The 14,874-nt window shown below is 33.3% G+C and carries 13 protein-coding genes and 1 riboswitch; of the genes, 3 read left to right on the top strand and 10 right to left on the bottom strand.

The window, feature by feature from the left end; all coding sequences use genetic code 11:
• Positions 1-29 precede the first annotated feature (29 nt).
• From LQ189_RS01235 to LQ189_RS01215, 5 genes are all read right to left on the bottom strand, one after another.
• Positions 30-461 carry an OsmC family protein gene (locus LQ189_RS01235; protein ID WP_230153950.1) on the bottom strand — a complete coding sequence of 144 codons (432 nt, stop codon included), beginning with the start codon at positions 459-461 and terminating at the stop codon, positions 30-32.
• Positions 462-534: 73 nt separating this feature from the next.
• Positions 535-1,155, bottom strand: coding sequence for a DUF3592 domain-containing protein (locus LQ189_RS01230; protein ID WP_230153949.1), 621 nt, complete (start codon positions 1,153-1,155; stop codon positions 535-537).
• 58 nt (positions 1,156-1,213) lie between these two features.
• Positions 1,214-3,628: a bifunctional aspartate kinase/homoserine dehydrogenase I gene (thrA, locus tag LQ189_RS01225; protein WP_230153948.1), complete on the bottom strand. Its 2,415-nt coding sequence runs from the start codon at positions 3,626-3,628 to the stop codon at positions 1,214-1,216.
• A 19-nt stretch (positions 3,629-3,647) separates the two neighbouring features.
• A complete protein-coding gene (locus LQ189_RS01220) occupies positions 3,648-4,610 on the bottom strand; it encodes an alpha/beta fold hydrolase (protein WP_230153947.1) in 963 nt (320 codons plus the stop codon).
• A gap of 77 nt (positions 4,611-4,687) precedes the next feature.
• Positions 4,688-4,795: riboswitch (SAM riboswitch) on the bottom strand.
• Between the two features lie 226 nt (positions 4,796-5,021).
• Positions 5,022-5,234: a hypothetical protein gene (locus LQ189_RS01215; protein WP_086453330.1), complete on the bottom strand. Its 213-nt coding sequence runs from the start codon at positions 5,232-5,234 to the stop codon at positions 5,022-5,024.
• An 805-nt stretch (positions 5,235-6,039) separates the two neighbouring features.
• On the opposite strand from LQ189_RS01215, the gene metK reads away from it, so the two are divergent.
• The gene (metK, locus tag LQ189_RS01210) at positions 6,040-7,290 is read left to right on the top strand and encodes a methionine adenosyltransferase (protein WP_230153946.1); all 1,251 of its coding nucleotides are present in this window, start codon (positions 6,040-6,042) and stop codon (positions 7,288-7,290) included.
• 76 nt (positions 7,291-7,366) lie between these two features.
• Here metK and LQ189_RS01205 read toward each other — a convergent pair whose 3' ends face one another.
• The 5 genes from LQ189_RS01205 to LQ189_RS01185 form a co-directional block, all read right to left on the bottom strand.
• The gene (locus LQ189_RS01205; RefSeq protein WP_230158597.1) at positions 7,367-8,290 is read right to left on the bottom strand and encodes an IS3 family transposase; all 924 of its coding nucleotides are present in this window, start codon (positions 8,288-8,290) and stop codon (positions 7,367-7,369) included.
• Complete coding sequence (locus tag LQ189_RS01200; protein ID WP_255667772.1) at positions 8,200-8,733, bottom strand: helix-turn-helix domain-containing protein; 534 nt, start codon at positions 8,731-8,733, stop codon at positions 8,200-8,202. Before LQ189_RS01200 ends, LQ189_RS01205 begins: the two co-directional genes overlap by 91 nt.
• 82 nt (positions 8,734-8,815) lie before the next feature.
• The gene (locus LQ189_RS01195) at positions 8,816-11,566 is read right to left on the bottom strand and encodes a carboxypeptidase regulatory-like domain-containing protein (protein ID WP_230153944.1); all 2,751 of its coding nucleotides are present in this window, start codon (positions 11,564-11,566) and stop codon (positions 8,816-8,818) included.
• 33 nt (positions 11,567-11,599) lie between these two features.
• Positions 11,600-12,436, bottom strand: coding sequence for a GLPGLI family protein (locus LQ189_RS01190; RefSeq protein ID WP_230153943.1), 837 nt, complete (start codon positions 12,434-12,436; stop codon positions 11,600-11,602).
• A gap of 13 nt (positions 12,437-12,449) precedes the next feature.
• Positions 12,450-13,346, bottom strand: coding sequence for a GLPGLI family protein (locus LQ189_RS01185; RefSeq protein ID WP_230153942.1), 897 nt, complete (start codon positions 13,344-13,346; stop codon positions 12,450-12,452).
• A 113-nt stretch (positions 13,347-13,459) separates the two neighbouring features.
• Between LQ189_RS01185 and LQ189_RS01180 the strand changes: the two genes are divergently transcribed.
• Positions 13,460-14,251, top strand: a complete 792-nt coding sequence (locus LQ189_RS01180; protein ID WP_230153941.1) for a hypothetical protein — start codon at positions 13,460-13,462, stop codon at positions 14,249-14,251.
• Entirely contained in the window at positions 14,251-14,865 is a 615-nt protein-coding gene (locus tag LQ189_RS01175) for a deoxynucleoside kinase (RefSeq protein WP_086453323.1), read from the top strand. The genes LQ189_RS01180 and LQ189_RS01175 overlap by 1 nt, the downstream gene beginning before the upstream one ends.
• Positions 14,866-14,874: the final 9 nt, after the last annotated feature.

Here is a 14,874-nt window from a genome sequence, read left to right as displayed (position 1 = left end):
TATTTTGTTTTGTTGCTAAAAGCTAATGACTAATCGCTAAGAGCTTTTCCATTCAAAACTACCTTGTAATGTATGGTTGCCGTTGGTTCTAATGTTTTGGAAACCGAACAGTATTTTTCAAAAGAAAGTTGTGCGGCTTTTACAGCTTTGTCTTCCTTGATATCACCTTCTAAATAAAACACCACATGAATGTTTTTAAATGGTTTTGCTTCTCCAACCTGAACTCTTTCGCCTTCAACCTCAGCTTTGAAAGATGTGATTTCTTGACGTTGCTTTTTCAAAATCGAAATCATATCAATGGCGCTACACCCTGCAACTCCCATCAATACTAATTCCATCGGACTGGCGCCCATATCATTTCCTCCATATTCAGGACGGCTATCTACGTTTACCAAATGCCCTCTTTCGTTTTTTAATTCGAAATGGAAATTATCGTTTACTCTGTTTAATGTTATTTTCATCTTACTATAAATTTTACTTATCCTCAACTCCCCTCTTACAAAAGGAATAAAACATAAGAATTATTATCATTTCTTATTTTTCAATTGTTTGTAAATTAACTTTTTCTAGGACAACTACACTACTTTCCATATCAATATTCGTAGCGCCTGACAATAATAAATAAATACCTCCCAACCAGATTAAAATCAGAAGTACTTGAATATATTTTTTAATGTTTTCATACAGTAATGTCAAAAGTGAACCCATCATTGTCGCATTCCATAAAATTGAAAATATCAGAACAAAAACTATAGAGCCATTTATATTAGGTATTATAACAGACTCATTCTTGTCATTAGGATTAACGTAAACCATAATTTTTTTACTTTCTCGTAGTTTCCTAAATAAATCCTGATGATCTTCAAAATTATTCATACTATAGCCAAAAGCTAAATTCCAACCTAAATATTTTTTTGAATTAAATACATAGGAATACTTTACAATAAGTTCATATAATTCTGTTCCTTTTGAAGTTTTAGTTGAATCAATATAAACTTGCTCAACATTTGCAGCTGTTTGAGTCCAATCTTTAGCTTCTTGGATTTTGATTATATCTTTTAAACTAAAAAACAAAGTCATGAGACCAATGCCTAAAAATGGAATTATCAACAAAGATTTCCAACCATTTTTTACTACAAGCTCTTTAATTCTCATTATTCTGATTTACAATTAAATCCTTATATTTTTTTGTGATTTTTCAAAATCAATCAACTTAACCTTTATCAGACAACCTTAGAATATCACCAAACACACCTCTGGCTGTTACCGCAGATCCTGCGCCAGCGCCTTGAATTACAATTGGTCGGTCTCCGTACGATTCAGTGTAAATTTCAAAGAAAGAATCTGAACCTTTCAATCCGCCTAATGCCGTATCTGATGGTACCGAAACTAATTTTACTTCTAGATTTCCTTTGTCATTTTGCAAATCTCCCGATAATTCTCCAATGTAACGCAACACGTGATTCGGTTTTTGTTCTGCTTTTATTTTTGCATAAATAGGATCAAACTCCGTTAATTTATTCAAAAACTCTCCTACATCTCCGCTACGCAAATGTTCTGGAATTAAATTTTGAATAGCAATTTCTTCAAACTCATTTTGCAAGTCTAATTCTCTAGCCAAAATCAACAATTTTCGCCCTACATCATTTCCGCATAAATCCTCTCTTGGATCTGGCTCTGTATATCCATTATCGATGGCTTCTTTCAAGATTTCGCTAAACGGCGCGTCTTTGGCCGAAAAATTATTGAACAAATAACTCAATGTTCCTGAGAAAACACCTTTAATCTTTGTGATATTTTCGCCAGAAAGGTGCAACAATTTAATAGTATCAATCAACGGTAATCCTGCTCCAACATTGGTTTCATAAAGATACGTCTTTTGGTTTTCTGCCAGAACTTTTCGTAATTTTTTATAAAAACTATAACTTAACGTATTGGCTACTTTGTTTGACGAAATCAAATCGAAACTATTTTCAACTAACGAAATATAATTTGTAACAAAATCAGCGCTTGCAGTATTATCAATGGCAATTAAATTCTCTAAATGGTGCTCATTGGCATAGGCAATCACATCATCAATAGTATATGAGAATCCGTTGGTTTGAATCTCATTTTTCCAGTTAGGTGTCACGCCATTTTTATTCAAAAGTACATTCTTAGAATTGGCAATCGCAAAAACATTCAATTTAATATCTTTTCTTTTTTCGATGGCTGATGCCGATTCTAAAATTTGATTAATCAAGGTGCCGCCCACCAAACCGTGACCAAAAACAGCGATATTTATTTTCTTGGCTACGCCAAAAATCTCCCCGTGAATCACATTTAAGGCTTTGTGCAATTGTGATTTTTTAACCACCAAACTCACATTCTTGCCCGTCACTGTATTATTGAAAAGGATTGGGACTATTTTATTCTTGATTAAAGCCGTGTAAGGTTTGTGAAACGTGCTTAAATCCTGGCCAATAATAGAGATGACAGCTACATCGTCAGCAACAGTTATTTTATTGACATCTTTCGAATAGAAATCATTTTCGAATTCTTTTTCCAATTCAATCATGGCCGTAGTAGCTTTGTCAGCAGCCACAACCAAGCCTATTCCACGCTCTGATGAACCTTGCGAAATGATACTAACACTGATATTGTTGTCGCCCATTACTCTAAAAATTCGAGCATCGACTCCTGTTTTACCAAGCAAACCTCTTCCTTCCAGATTGACCAAAGCCACATTTTCGAGAACCGAAAGAGTTTTAATTCCTTCCTTATTAGAATTGGAAGTTATTAAAGTTCCTTTATTTTCATGATTGAAAGTATTTAAAATTCGAAGCGGAATGTTTTTTTCTAATAACGGAATGATGGTTTTAGCGTGCAAAATAGTAGCTCCAAAATTAGCAATCTCATTCGCCTCATTAAACGATAAGTGATCAATTTTCTTAGCATCTACAACTAAATCAGGATTGGCAGTATAAATTCCGTCAACGTGTGTGTAATTTTGTAATTCGTCGGCATTTAAATAATTCGCAATCAACGAAGCGGTATAATTACTACCGTTTCTCCCTAGAGTTGTAGTATCATTATTGGTCGTAGAACCTATAAAACCTGTGATTATACTTACTGTATTTTCAGTGTTTTGCTTAAAAAAAGCAACCACATTTTTCTTCGAAAGTTGTTCTAAGGGTTGTGCATCACCAAATTTAGCATCGGTTTTTATCAATTCACGCGTATCTGTAAAACGAGCATGAATTCCTTTTTCTATCAAGATTGCCGTCAGTAATTTTGCCGAAAGCAATTCGCCTTTTGACAAAATTTGGTCTTTGATCTTTTTACTGTAATCGCCTATAAGACTTACACCTTCGAACAATTTTTCTAAAATAGTAAACTCCTCAGACAAATCAACAGCTTCATAAACGTTTTGCTGGTATTTTTTAAAATCTTCAAAAAGAGGCTTGTAATCTCCGTTTTGAGAAGCAATGGTTAAAATTTGTTCCAACTCATCCGTTGCATTACCACGTGCCGAAACTACAATTGCTATTTTTTCGCCTTGATTTACTTTGTCTATTATTATGGCAACCACCTTATTTATACCGTCACCATTTGACAACGATTTACCTCCAAATTTTAATATTTTCATTGTGTTGTGTGTTTGTAGCTTAGAATAAATCCTTAAGCAAATTGTGTAATTGTTTGTATTCTATTAAAAAAGCATCGTGTCCGTGAATGGAAACTATTTCTTGGTAACTAACTTTTTTATTTATTTTTTGTAGTTGCTCAAAAGTGGTTTTGTTTTCACTGGCCGTAAAAAACAAATCCGAATTGATGGCTATGATTTGAATTTCTGCCGTTATAGCTTCAATTGTGTTTTCAAACGAAGTTCTATTGCGAGTGACATCAATGGTCTTTAATAATTGATTCATCATTTTGTAGGATGCCAATTGAAAACGCTGTTGCAGTTTTTCGCCGTGATGTAACAACCAACTTTCAACATTAAAAATGGCTAACTCTTCATTAGTAGTTCGTTGAAATTTTGCGGCAAATGATTCTGGAGTTCGGTAACACAACATAGCGTGCGCGCGCGCATCTTGAATTGGTTTAGATGAGTTATTCAGAATTTGTTCTTGCAAAAAACAATTGGCAATAAGCCAGTCTGTCGCTTTCCAATCGGTAGCAATAGGGATTAATTTTTGGGTAATTGTTGGTTCTAATGCAACCATTTCCCAAGCAATTCCGCCACCCACAGAACCTCCAATAATGGCATATAGATTTGTAACCCCAAGCAAATTAATGCCTTTTATAAAAATTCTAGCAATGTCTCTTGCTGTAAAATCAAGATAATTTTCAATTACAGATCCATCAAATCCATTTCCAGGAATATTAAAAGCAAGTACGGTATATTTTGTAGTATCAATAGTTTTGTTGGCGCCAATTAGGTCATTCCACCAACCATTATCGCCTACAACCTGTGAATTTCCGGTTAGCGCATGATTGACCAAAACGATGGGAGCTTTATGCAAAGGCAATCCAAAAACTTGATAACTTAAGTTTAGAGCATTATAAATTGCACCTGACTCCGTGGTGAAATTGTATATTGTAAGTGTTGTTGGTTTATTTTCCAATTTCAAATCTGTTATAATTAGGACTTGTGTTTGGAAATATTAGAAAGAAAGCTAGGTGTTATCTAGACAAATTCTTAGTGTTATCTTTCCACGATGGGCGTGGTAGAATGCAGCACCTTCTTCGATAAATCGAAGGGTTGCTAAGGCTTCATCGGGTCTAATCCCTCTGCCTTTCTTTATAACATTTCAATACTGTTGTGAACTTTAATGGTGCAAATAAAGCACTAATTTTTATTCTGAGCAAATTTTTCTGCAAAGTTTAGACTGAATTAATTTTGCGGTATTCGCAAAAGTATGCAAAAAGCAAGCTGTTTTAACAAAGAAATATGTCGTTTTAGACCAAAACTCCGTTAAAACAGCAACCATAATTTAAAATGTATTTCCTCACAAGTTAAAATACATTTGCAATCACTAGATAAAAAGGACATCATTTTCCTTAGAATACATTAAAAAAAGTAATGAATTTGGCACTGCCTTAAGTGCAATATCATCATTTGTATCCATCTCAAATCTAGGATGAACTAGCTCATTTACCACTGGAGCAGTAGTGTTACTTTTTTTTGACCCCCATAATCCTTGCCTTATTAAAAGGATTGCTTTACTAAAATAATTGTTGTTTTTCATTGTTGTTCATTTTAAGTTATTAATTGTGTACTGATTATTTTTCCTTTTTAGTATCAACTTCAATACCAGTTTTTACTATGATTTAATTTTTATTGTATTTTTTTAATCTTTTTTGTTCCGAATCTTGAAAAAGACATTCATCAAATGCTACTTTTTTATTCTTTAATAATTGAAAAAGTGCTAAAAGCAACAAACCCCTTTTAGATACGTATCCAAAAGGGGTTTAGTTTTATTAACCTGTCCTCTCGGGGTCACGATATATCAAATAGTACAACAGCACAAATAGGCGCTATTGCATTCATTTTTTGTTGGCATTTTAATGTGTTCATAAATTTTTATTCTTTGTGGTATTTCAAAAAAAAAGCTTCCCAAATACTGGGAAGCTTTACTATATAATTTAGTTCAAATTATGCAATAAGCAACCCTCAGGAGTTTTCCTGTGCGACCTTTAACATATTGCAAATAAATGATTTCATGATTACTTATTTTGATTGTCAAATATCGCAAATGTTTTTTAAAGTACAAAATTTTTATGTCGCTAATTTTGTTTTTAATTTAAAAAATATTTCTAAAAGATAAAACAGTAAAAAAAAGTTAAGATTAATATGCAATTCAAAATGGTTTCATACCTTTGCACCCAAATACAAGAGGAAAAATTTGAACTGATTGCAACCTCTTCATAATGAAATCAATTCATTGTGAATACTGAATAATTTTCAGTAAAAAAATGCTAAAGCAGGAACTCTCCTTTAGACCTTTTCAGCAATTATTTTTTCTCGCTTAATTTTATAAAATAATAAAACTTATGGCCTATTTATTTACGTCAGAATCTGTGAGCGAAGGACATCCAGATAAAATTGCAGATCAAATTTCAGACGCATTAATCGATAACTTTCTAGCATTTGATGCTGAATCAAAAGTAGCTTGTGAAACTTTAGTAACTACTGGTCAAGTTATTTTGGCTGGTGAGGTTAAATCAAATACATACTTAGATGTGCAAAATATTGCACGCGAAGTCATCCGAAAAATTGGTTATACCAAAAGCGAATACATGTTTGAAGCGAACTCATGCGGTATTCTTTCGGCTATTCATGAACAATCTGCTGATATCAATCAAGGGGTTGACAGAGCAAGTAAAGAAGAGCAAGGCGCTGGTGACCAAGGAATGATGTTTGGTTATGCAACTAACGAGACTGAAAATTACATGCCATTGGCACTTGATTTGTCTCACAAATTATTGCAAGAATTAGCTGTTTTAAGACGCGAAAATAACGAAATTACATATTTACGTCCTGATGCTAAATCACAAGTAACTTTAGAATACAGCGACGATAACAAACCAACTCGTATTGATGCGATTGTTATCTCTACGCAACACGATGATTTTGATGAAGAAGCTGCTATGCTTGCTAAAATCAAAAAAGATATTATCGAGATATTGATCCCAAGAATCATTGCTAAAAATCCTGAGCATGCTCATTTATTTAACGATGCTATTCAGTACCACATCAACCCAACAGGAAAATTCGTAATTGGAGGACCTCACGGAGACACTGGACTTACAGGAAGAAAAATCATTGTTGATACTTACGGAGGAAAAGGAGCTCACGGTGGTGGTGCATTTTCTGGAAAAGATCCAAGTAAAGTAGACCGTTCTGCTGCTTATGCAACACGTCATATTGCTAAAAACTTAGTTGCAGCTGGTGTTGCTGATGAGATTTTGGTTCAAGTTTCGTACGCTATTGGTGTTGCTAAACCGATGGGAATTTTTATCGAAACTTACGGAACTGCAAAAGTGAATTTGACTAACGGTGAAATCGCTAAAAAAGTAGAAGCTATTTTTGATATGCGTCCGTACTTCATCGAACAACGATTGAAATTAAGAAACCCAATTTATAGCGAGACTGCTGCTTACGGACACATGGGACGTACTCCAGAAACCGTAACTAAGACTTTCTCTGCTCCAGGTGGATTAACAAAAACAGTTGAAGTAGAATTATTTACTTGGGAAAAATTAGACTTTGTAGATCAAGTAAAATCTGCTTTTGGACTGTAAAAAATCAAAACATAGTTTATAAAAAAAGGGGATTTAGCTACATATACTGCACCCCAAAGTTTAGACAAATTTATAATTAATTTTGATAATAATGAGCTCGATATTGTATCGGGCTCATTCCTTTTAAATTGAGTTTTATTCTTTCATTATTGTAATATTTGATATATTGTATAATTTCAGTTTTTAAGTGGTTTATGTCTCTAAATTTCATAATATAAAACAGTTCTGATTTTAATATTCCAAAGAAGTTTTCAATAATTGCATTATCCAAACAGTTTCCTTTTCTAGACATACTTTGTACTAATCCTTTTTCTTTCAATAGTGTTTGATATTGTTTCATTTGATATTGCCAGCCCTGATCTGAGTGCAGTATTAGATTGGTATTATTAGGTATTCGTTTAAAAGACTTTTTAAGCATGTTGGTTATTTGATTAAAATTAGGTCTTTCAGATAATTCGTAACTTATTATTTCTCCATTATATAAATCAATAATAGGTGATAGATATAATTTGTTGCCTGAAACATTAAACTCTGTTACATCAGTTGCCCATTTTTCATAGGGATTTGCTGCTTTAAAATTGCGTTGTAAAATATTTGGAGTTATTTTTCCTTGTTCGCCTTTGTAGGATTTGTATTTTTTAACTCGTATTAAACTTTTCAATCCTAAACTTTTCATCAATCGTAATACTGTTTTGTGATTAATTATAATTCCCTTTTGTCTGATTACTAAAGTAATACGACGATAACCCAATCTGCCTTTATGGTGATTGTAAATCTGCTTAATCAATTCTTTAATATCCTTGTATTTGTCAACTAATTGACTTCTTTTTTCATAGTAATAATAACTACTTCTGACCATTTTCATACAATTGAGTAGAACCTCTAAATCGTATTTATGCCTTAATTCCATTATGGTTTGAGCCTTTTGTTTTGCTTGGCTTGTTCGGCTTGAACTAAGGCATTGAACTTTTTTAAAATTTCGTTCTCTGCTCGTAAATATTCAAGTTCTTTTAGAAGTTCTTCTTCTCTGGTTAATGGTTTATCTGTTTTTCGTTGCTTTCTCTTAAAATTCATAGTTACAGGTCTGCCTTTAGGTTTATCTTGTAAACCTGCTGCTCCTTCAATTTCGTATTTTCTTTGCCAACTTGTTATAGTTGACTCTCTTGGAATATTAAAAGTTAAACAAGCTTTACTCAAAGATATTGACTTATTTTCAATAGCTCGTAGTACTTTCAGTTTAAAGTTTATACTATAGTTTTTGTTTTTCTGTCTTGGTAAAAGACCCTCATTTCCAAATTCAATATAAAACTTAATCCAGCGATCAAGATTAGAACTTGATATACCATTTTCATAGGCTACCGAATAAACCGAACGATGTTTTCTTAGAACTTCTGCCACACAGCGAAGTTTAAATTCATAATTGTACTTGACTTTTCTTTCCATAAAAATGCCCCCAAATAGCGTCTAACTTTTTGGGGGCAGTTCATACAACTAAATCCCCTTTGCTTTTTAAGCTAAATTAAGCTTATAAATTGTACTTCACTATGAAAGTTACAAATCGAGGTAGGATGATATTTTCATTGGCATTAAAACCGTTTACACTAAATGAGTTGTTCAATCTTGAACGAGTATTCAAAAGGTTATTCGCCTGAATGCGGTATTCAAACTTTGCATCTTTCTTGATGTAGTTCAAACTAGCAGTCATAATTTCGAAATCATTTGTTATACCATTAGTTTGATTTTTAAATCGGTTAAAGGCATAATCCCAATTAACATTCAATCCATTCAAGAAATAATAATTCAGTTTTACGGTCGGTGTTTGGGTGGTGAATTTATTTGCTGCTTGCTCTGAAAAATTCACACGGTAACCCAAATCTACGTTTGGATATTTTTTGAATTGCGTTGCAAAAGCTAGGTTGTACGCATGATTCACATTCTCGATTCCTTGGATGAATTCTTGAGTCACTCCGCCTTGAACTCTTCTGTTTAATACAAAATTGCGATTCCAACCTGCATTGGCTCCAGCAGTAACTTTATAATACTTTTTGAAGCTTTTAGAATAAAACAAATTTCCGTTTAAATTTTCGTTTTCAGCATCTAAATTCAAACGGTCAGAGGTTGAATAAATACTTTGGAAAGAAACTCCATTTACCACTGGATCTTTGGTAGTTGTATAACTAATGTTTGCAAAAATCGTAGTGAAATTATACAAGTTGTACTTAGAATAATTCAAACGATGACTTGTAACTAATGAATTTTCTAATTGCGCATTTCCTCGTGATAAACTGTTAAAATTGGTAAAAACAAATCCTTCAACCAAAGCATTCACATCATTAAAGCCGTTACGCATATTGAAATTGTAGGTTACATTTTCTGATTTCTTCAAGTCCCAACGCGCAAACATATCAGGCAATAATCTAGTAAAATTAAGTTTGAATGGCGATGAAAATTGCTCGTTTGAAGTGTTGTATTGGTGCAAAGAAAAACCAGGATTAAAAGTAAACTTACCTCTGATAAACTTATAATGCAAACCTATAAAAGCATCATTAAATAGGTAACGCACATCATTATTATAAGCAGCTTGCTCTACCGGATTTACTGAATTATCTTGAAGAATTTGCAAAATACTCGAGTTGTACGATTGGTAAGCATTCGTATTTCCCGCAGTTACATTCAAGATACTTTTGTTCGAGATTTGATAAAAATAGTCAACTTTTGCATCTAACTTATTCGTTTTTACGAAACGAGATTGCTGTATGTTTAGGGCATTTTCATTTACAAAAACCGCACTTGGATCGTTCGGGTTTGTTGAATTTGCATTTTGGTATGGATTTACCGAAAGCTGCGGATTGTAAAAAGGGTCTTCATCCTCGTATTGATGTTGCATTTCTAACACCCAAGTTGACTTTGGATTTTGAGTATAAAACATATTCAAACTCTGATTGAACGATGCTGGAGCTTGCTTTTGAAAAGCAATTACGGTGTTGTTATTTGTTACCGTATTCCCGTTTGAAGTAGAGGTGAAATTAGTTTGACTATTATCTACATCTTGCTGATCGTTTTTTCTAAAAAAAGCATCATAATCCAATTGAAAATTCTCATTGGCTTTGTATTTTGAACCAAATTTAGAAATGAAGGCATTGTTGCGAGATTCTGTATTGTTTTTTCTGTTTTCTAAAGTCGCAATATTTGTAGTGTTTGGTTCAAAAATTCCTCGTTCTGAATTGGTAATAGACTGATTGAATGTTGCCGAATAAGCCGCAAAACCGGATAAAGTCCATTTTTTAGAAACCGAATGATTGACATTTATAGTCCCAAATTTATCACTCGCTTTGGCCACATTATCACCACCTGATAAACCGAAAAAGTTTCGATTAAAATTTAATGAAGTACCGTTACGACCAATCGTGTTTCGTGCTCCCCCATTAATTCTGAAAAAATCAGCCGAAGTCAATGAAACTTCACCAATATTATTAAAGTTTACAATAGAGTTGATACTAGTTTTTGGCGAATAATAAAACACCTTTGGATTAAAGATATACCCTTTATCATTAGCCAAACCGCCACTTACGTCACCAAACCAAAATTTATCTTTACCTTTTTTAAGTTTGATATTAATAGCAATGTCGTCATTATTGTTTTCGAGGCCTTTCATTTGCGATACTTCGTTAAAATTACGAAGTACTTGCACTTTATCGACTGCATCGGATGGAATGTTTTTTGAACCCAATTTCGTATCGCCTTCCATAAACGGTTTTCCATCTACAAAAAGCTTAGTCACTTTTTTTCCCTCTACTTGCACTTGTCCGTCACCTGTTACTTCAAAACCTGGTAATTTTTTAAAAACGTCCTCTAACTTGCGTTCTTCTCCCGTTTTAAACGAATCAGTATTGTACACAATGGTATCCCCTTTGATAGAAACTGGCATCTCGCGCACAATTTCTACACCATCAAGCTCAATCCCACCCGCTTCCATGGTGATATTTTGCACCAAGTTTTGAGAAAGTGTAGCAACAGTCACTTCCTTATTTTGCATGCCCAAATAACTTAGTTTTAAAACATAAGTCGTGTTAGGTTTTAGGTTTAAAATAAACTTGCCTTTATCGGTGGTAATAGCGTATGCATCCATTGCTTTGGTAGTTTGATTCACTGCCATAACGTTAGCCATTTCTAGTGGACCAGATTTAGAATCAGTTACGAGACCTTCTAATTTAACTGATTGAGCAAAAGAAATAGAGCAAACAAAAAATATTAAAAAAAGAAAAAAATGTTTCATATGTTAAGTGTGTAGAATGTAAAACTTAATCAATTAGTTGCTATTAATAATTATAGCCTCGCCATCGCCTTTTATACTGTCTATTTTTGCTTTCTCTAAGGCATCAAATTCTGCTTGTGTGACTTTTTTTCCTGTATTTGGTTTTTTAATTTCAGCTACTTCTTTGTTACTCAATGTAACTTTAGAGCAGAGCATAATAAAATCACCCTCGTTTATCTCTAAAATTAGCCCTGGTAAGCCCCAGTAGTTTTTTGGTCCAAGACTAACAGGTATTTCTGGCGTGTACCATGCAGTAACAACTTTGTCTTTAGGTTCTTGCATAGGAAAAAGACTAGTTTTGTTTTCTTGCCTCTTCAAGAAATCTTTATAGTCACTTTTTTGTCTCTCAGTTACAGGAATGATCACTTCTGCTTTATAACAGGTATAATCACCAATCTTTTTTGTCTCATCTACCAACTTCCATTCTGGTTTTACCAACGCATCAACGATTAAAAATTCTTTACCAAAAATTTCATTCTCATTTATTTTTATTTTTGCTTTTGTATCTATATATGATTGACCATCAAGTGAGAACTTCACACTTATAACCATACCATTACTAGGTGCCTTTGGTTTTTCTAATTTTTGTATTTCTTCATACAAACACTCTTGCTTATTAAAAGTGAGCAAGTATGTTTTTTCACTTGCGGATTTCATAGCGTCTAGAAGCGATGCAGAAAGAACCGCATCTTTTTCTGAATTTTTCTCGGTATTTTCAGGTTTGTTTTTTAAAATAATTTTAGAAAGGTATTCTGCCTTACCTTGAAATACTTGTGCTTGTAGACCAAATCCAGCAAACAAACATACTAAACTGATGATTGAACTCTTCATATCTTTACTTTAATTAATTTCCGAAACGCATTTGCATACCTCCATTTCCACCACGGCCTTGATTCATCTCTCTCCACTCTTCCATTTTTTTCATTACGGCTTCGTCATATTCTTTTTGCGAAACTACTTTTCCTTTTGCAACCGCTTTAATCTCAACTTTATCTTTTGGGTTTAAAACTACTTTTGAACACAAAATAGTTGTGCGTCCATCATTTACTTCCAAAATTAATCCCGGCAAACCCCAATAGCCTTCAGGTCCTTGACTCACTGGGATTTCAGGCGTATACCAAGCAGTGATTGCGATTTCTTTTGGCACCTCAACAGCATCCAAAAAATTGGTTTTTTTCTCCTCAGCAGGTTTTGCTCCTTCTTTCTTTTCAGCATCATCTTTACGAGGACGCATATTTCTAAAATCTGTAGCGCTTGGTTTCTTTGTTGCAGTAGCTTTGTAACAAGTATACCCGCCTATTACTCTTGTTTCGGATTCCATTTTCCAAGCTAGACTTGTAAGCGAATCTTTAACCAAGAATTCTTTACCCATGAACTCTTTGTCGTTGCTGTATTGTTTGTCTTTTACGTTTTTATAATAAGTTCCCCCGCCTCCTGCAAAGCTTGACATCATTCGGAATCCGCCACCTGCTTGATTTGAAGCCTCTAATTTTTCTTCTTCTTTATAAATGGAAGCCGTTTTATTAAAGTTGAGAATAAATGTTTTTTCGAACATTTTTTTCATTCGTTCTTCAATCATTTTTTGCATGTCAGGCGTCATGTTTTTGTTGCCTTCCATTCTGGATTTAAAATCAGAAGTACTCGTTTTACTTTCATAAACAGCCATTCCTTGAAATTCCTGCGCTTGTAACCCTAAAAAGGAAACTACTGCGATTACCAATGTTAAAATTAATCTTTGCATCTTGATGGTTTTTAATAAATAAGAGTAGATATTAGTATTTTTGTTACAACGATACTGTTAAATAAATACTAAGACAATCAATTACGCTTTTGGTTTAATTGTACTTTTACTTTATGAAAAAATTAGTTTTTTTGACCCTATTTTACTGTTCAACGATAGGTTTTTGTCAAAATCAGAAACCAACTGTTACAAGATTGAACACGATTGCTGTGGATGCTGATGATTTTTTAGGATACGACTCCTTTGGTTTTTATTATACCCTTAAAAATGATGTTTTTTCAAAAATTAATGGGAGCGAAAGATTGGATTACAAAAACATTTCTTTGGGGAAGATCACAAAGGTCGATCTACAAAACCCTCTCAAATTAGTTTTATTTTACGAAAATTTCAATATGGTTATTACTCTTGACAATCAACTGAATGAAACTCAAAAAATAAATTTTTCAGAAAATCCAATACCAATAGTGGCAACAGCGGTAGGTATAGCTTCTCAAAACCAAATTTGGGTTTATAACAGTATGAATCAACAAATAGGCTTGTACGATTATTTGAATCAGAATTACAAAACACTTGCGACACCCTTAAGTGAAAACATTATATTTTACAGTACTGATTTCAATTTGTTCCAATGGATTGATACCGCAAAAAACTGGTACGCTTGTGATATTTTTGGAAAAATAAAAAAAATACATAGCATCCCAGATTTTGATTGCATTGCCCTTTTAAATGACACCCAATACATCTATTCTAAAAGCGGAGAATTATACTTTATTGATGTAGTAAAAGATAAAAAAATACAATTGGTAATTTCCGAAAAAACGTTTGTCAAATTTCATTACAAAGACCAAATTTTATCTATTTTTACAACCTCAGGAATTAGCAATTATAAAATCACAATACCGTAATGCACATAGCAATAGCAGGAAATATAGGCTCGGGAAAAACAACCTTAACCCGATTATTAGCCAAACAATTTAAGTGGGAACCGCATTTTGAAGATGTAGTTGACAATCCGTACTTAGATGATTTTTATCATCAAATGGAACGATGGTCCTTTAATTTACAAATTTATTTCTTGAACAGTCGTTTTCGTCAAGTGATGCAAATTCGCGAAAGCGGTAAAAAAATCATTCAGGACAGAACCATTTATGAGGATGCGCACATTTTTGCACCCAACTTATATGCTATGGGTTTAATGACCAATCGTGATTTTCAAAATTATTCTTCTTTATTTGAATTGATGGAGTCCACGGTTAAAGCACCCGATCTACTGATTTACTTAAGAAGTTCTATTCCTAATTTAGTGGGACAAATACACAAACGTGGCCGCGAATACGAAAACTCCATATCAATTGAGTACTTAAGCCGTTTGAACGAACGCTACGAAGGCTGGATTCAAACCTATGACAAAGGAAAATTATTGATCATTGATGTAGACAATATCAATTTTGTGGACAATCCAGAGGATTTAGGAAACATTTTCAACCGAATTGATGCCGAATTGAACGGGTTGTTTTAGATAAAAAAT

This window comes from Flavobacterium sp. CECT 9288 (assembly GCF_918731615.1).
GTDB lineage: Bacteria > Bacteroidota > Bacteroidia > Flavobacteriales > Flavobacteriaceae > Flavobacterium.
Note: the sequence above shows the minus strand (reverse complement) of the source record. Positions and strands in the feature narration are given on the sequence as shown.

Bases quoted from the DNA above. Each gene is read 5' to 3' on its own strand.
- LQ189_RS01195 (WP_230153944.1), bottom strand. From the start codon at position 11,566: ATGAAACATTTTTTTCTTTTTTTAATATTTTTTGTTTGCTCTATTTCT.
- LQ189_RS01215 (WP_086453330.1), bottom strand. From the start codon at position 5,234: ATGAAAAACAACAATTATTTTAGTAAAGCAATCCTTTTAATAAGGCAA.
- LQ189_RS01180 (WP_230153941.1), top strand. From the start codon at position 13,460: ATGAAAAAATTAGTTTTTTTGACCCTATTTTACTGTTCAACGATAGGT.
- thrA (WP_230153948.1), bottom strand. From the start codon at position 3,628: ATGAAAATATTAAAATTTGGAGGTAAATCGTTGTCAAATGGTGACGGT.
- metK (WP_230153946.1), top strand. From the start codon at position 6,040: ATGGCCTATTTATTTACGTCAGAATCTGTGAGCGAAGGACATCCAGAT.
- LQ189_RS01175 (WP_086453323.1), top strand. From the start codon at position 14,251: ATGCACATAGCAATAGCAGGAAATATAGGCTCGGGAAAAACAACCTTA.
- LQ189_RS01190 (WP_230153943.1), bottom strand. From the start codon at position 12,436: ATGAAGAGTTCAATCATCAGTTTAGTATGTTTGTTTGCTGGATTTGGT.
- LQ189_RS01200 (WP_255667772.1), bottom strand. From the start codon at position 8,733: ATGGAAAGAAAAGTCAAGTACAATTATGAATTTAAACTTCGCTGTGTG.
- LQ189_RS01230 (WP_230153949.1), bottom strand. From the start codon at position 1,155: ATGAGAATTAAAGAGCTTGTAGTAAAAAATGGTTGGAAATCTTTGTTG.
- LQ189_RS01185 (WP_230153942.1), bottom strand. From the start codon at position 13,346: ATGCAAAGATTAATTTTAACATTGGTAATCGCAGTAGTTTCCTTTTTA.
- LQ189_RS01235 (WP_230153950.1), bottom strand. From the start codon at position 461: ATGAAAATAACATTAAACAGAGTAAACGATAATTTCCATTTCGAATTA.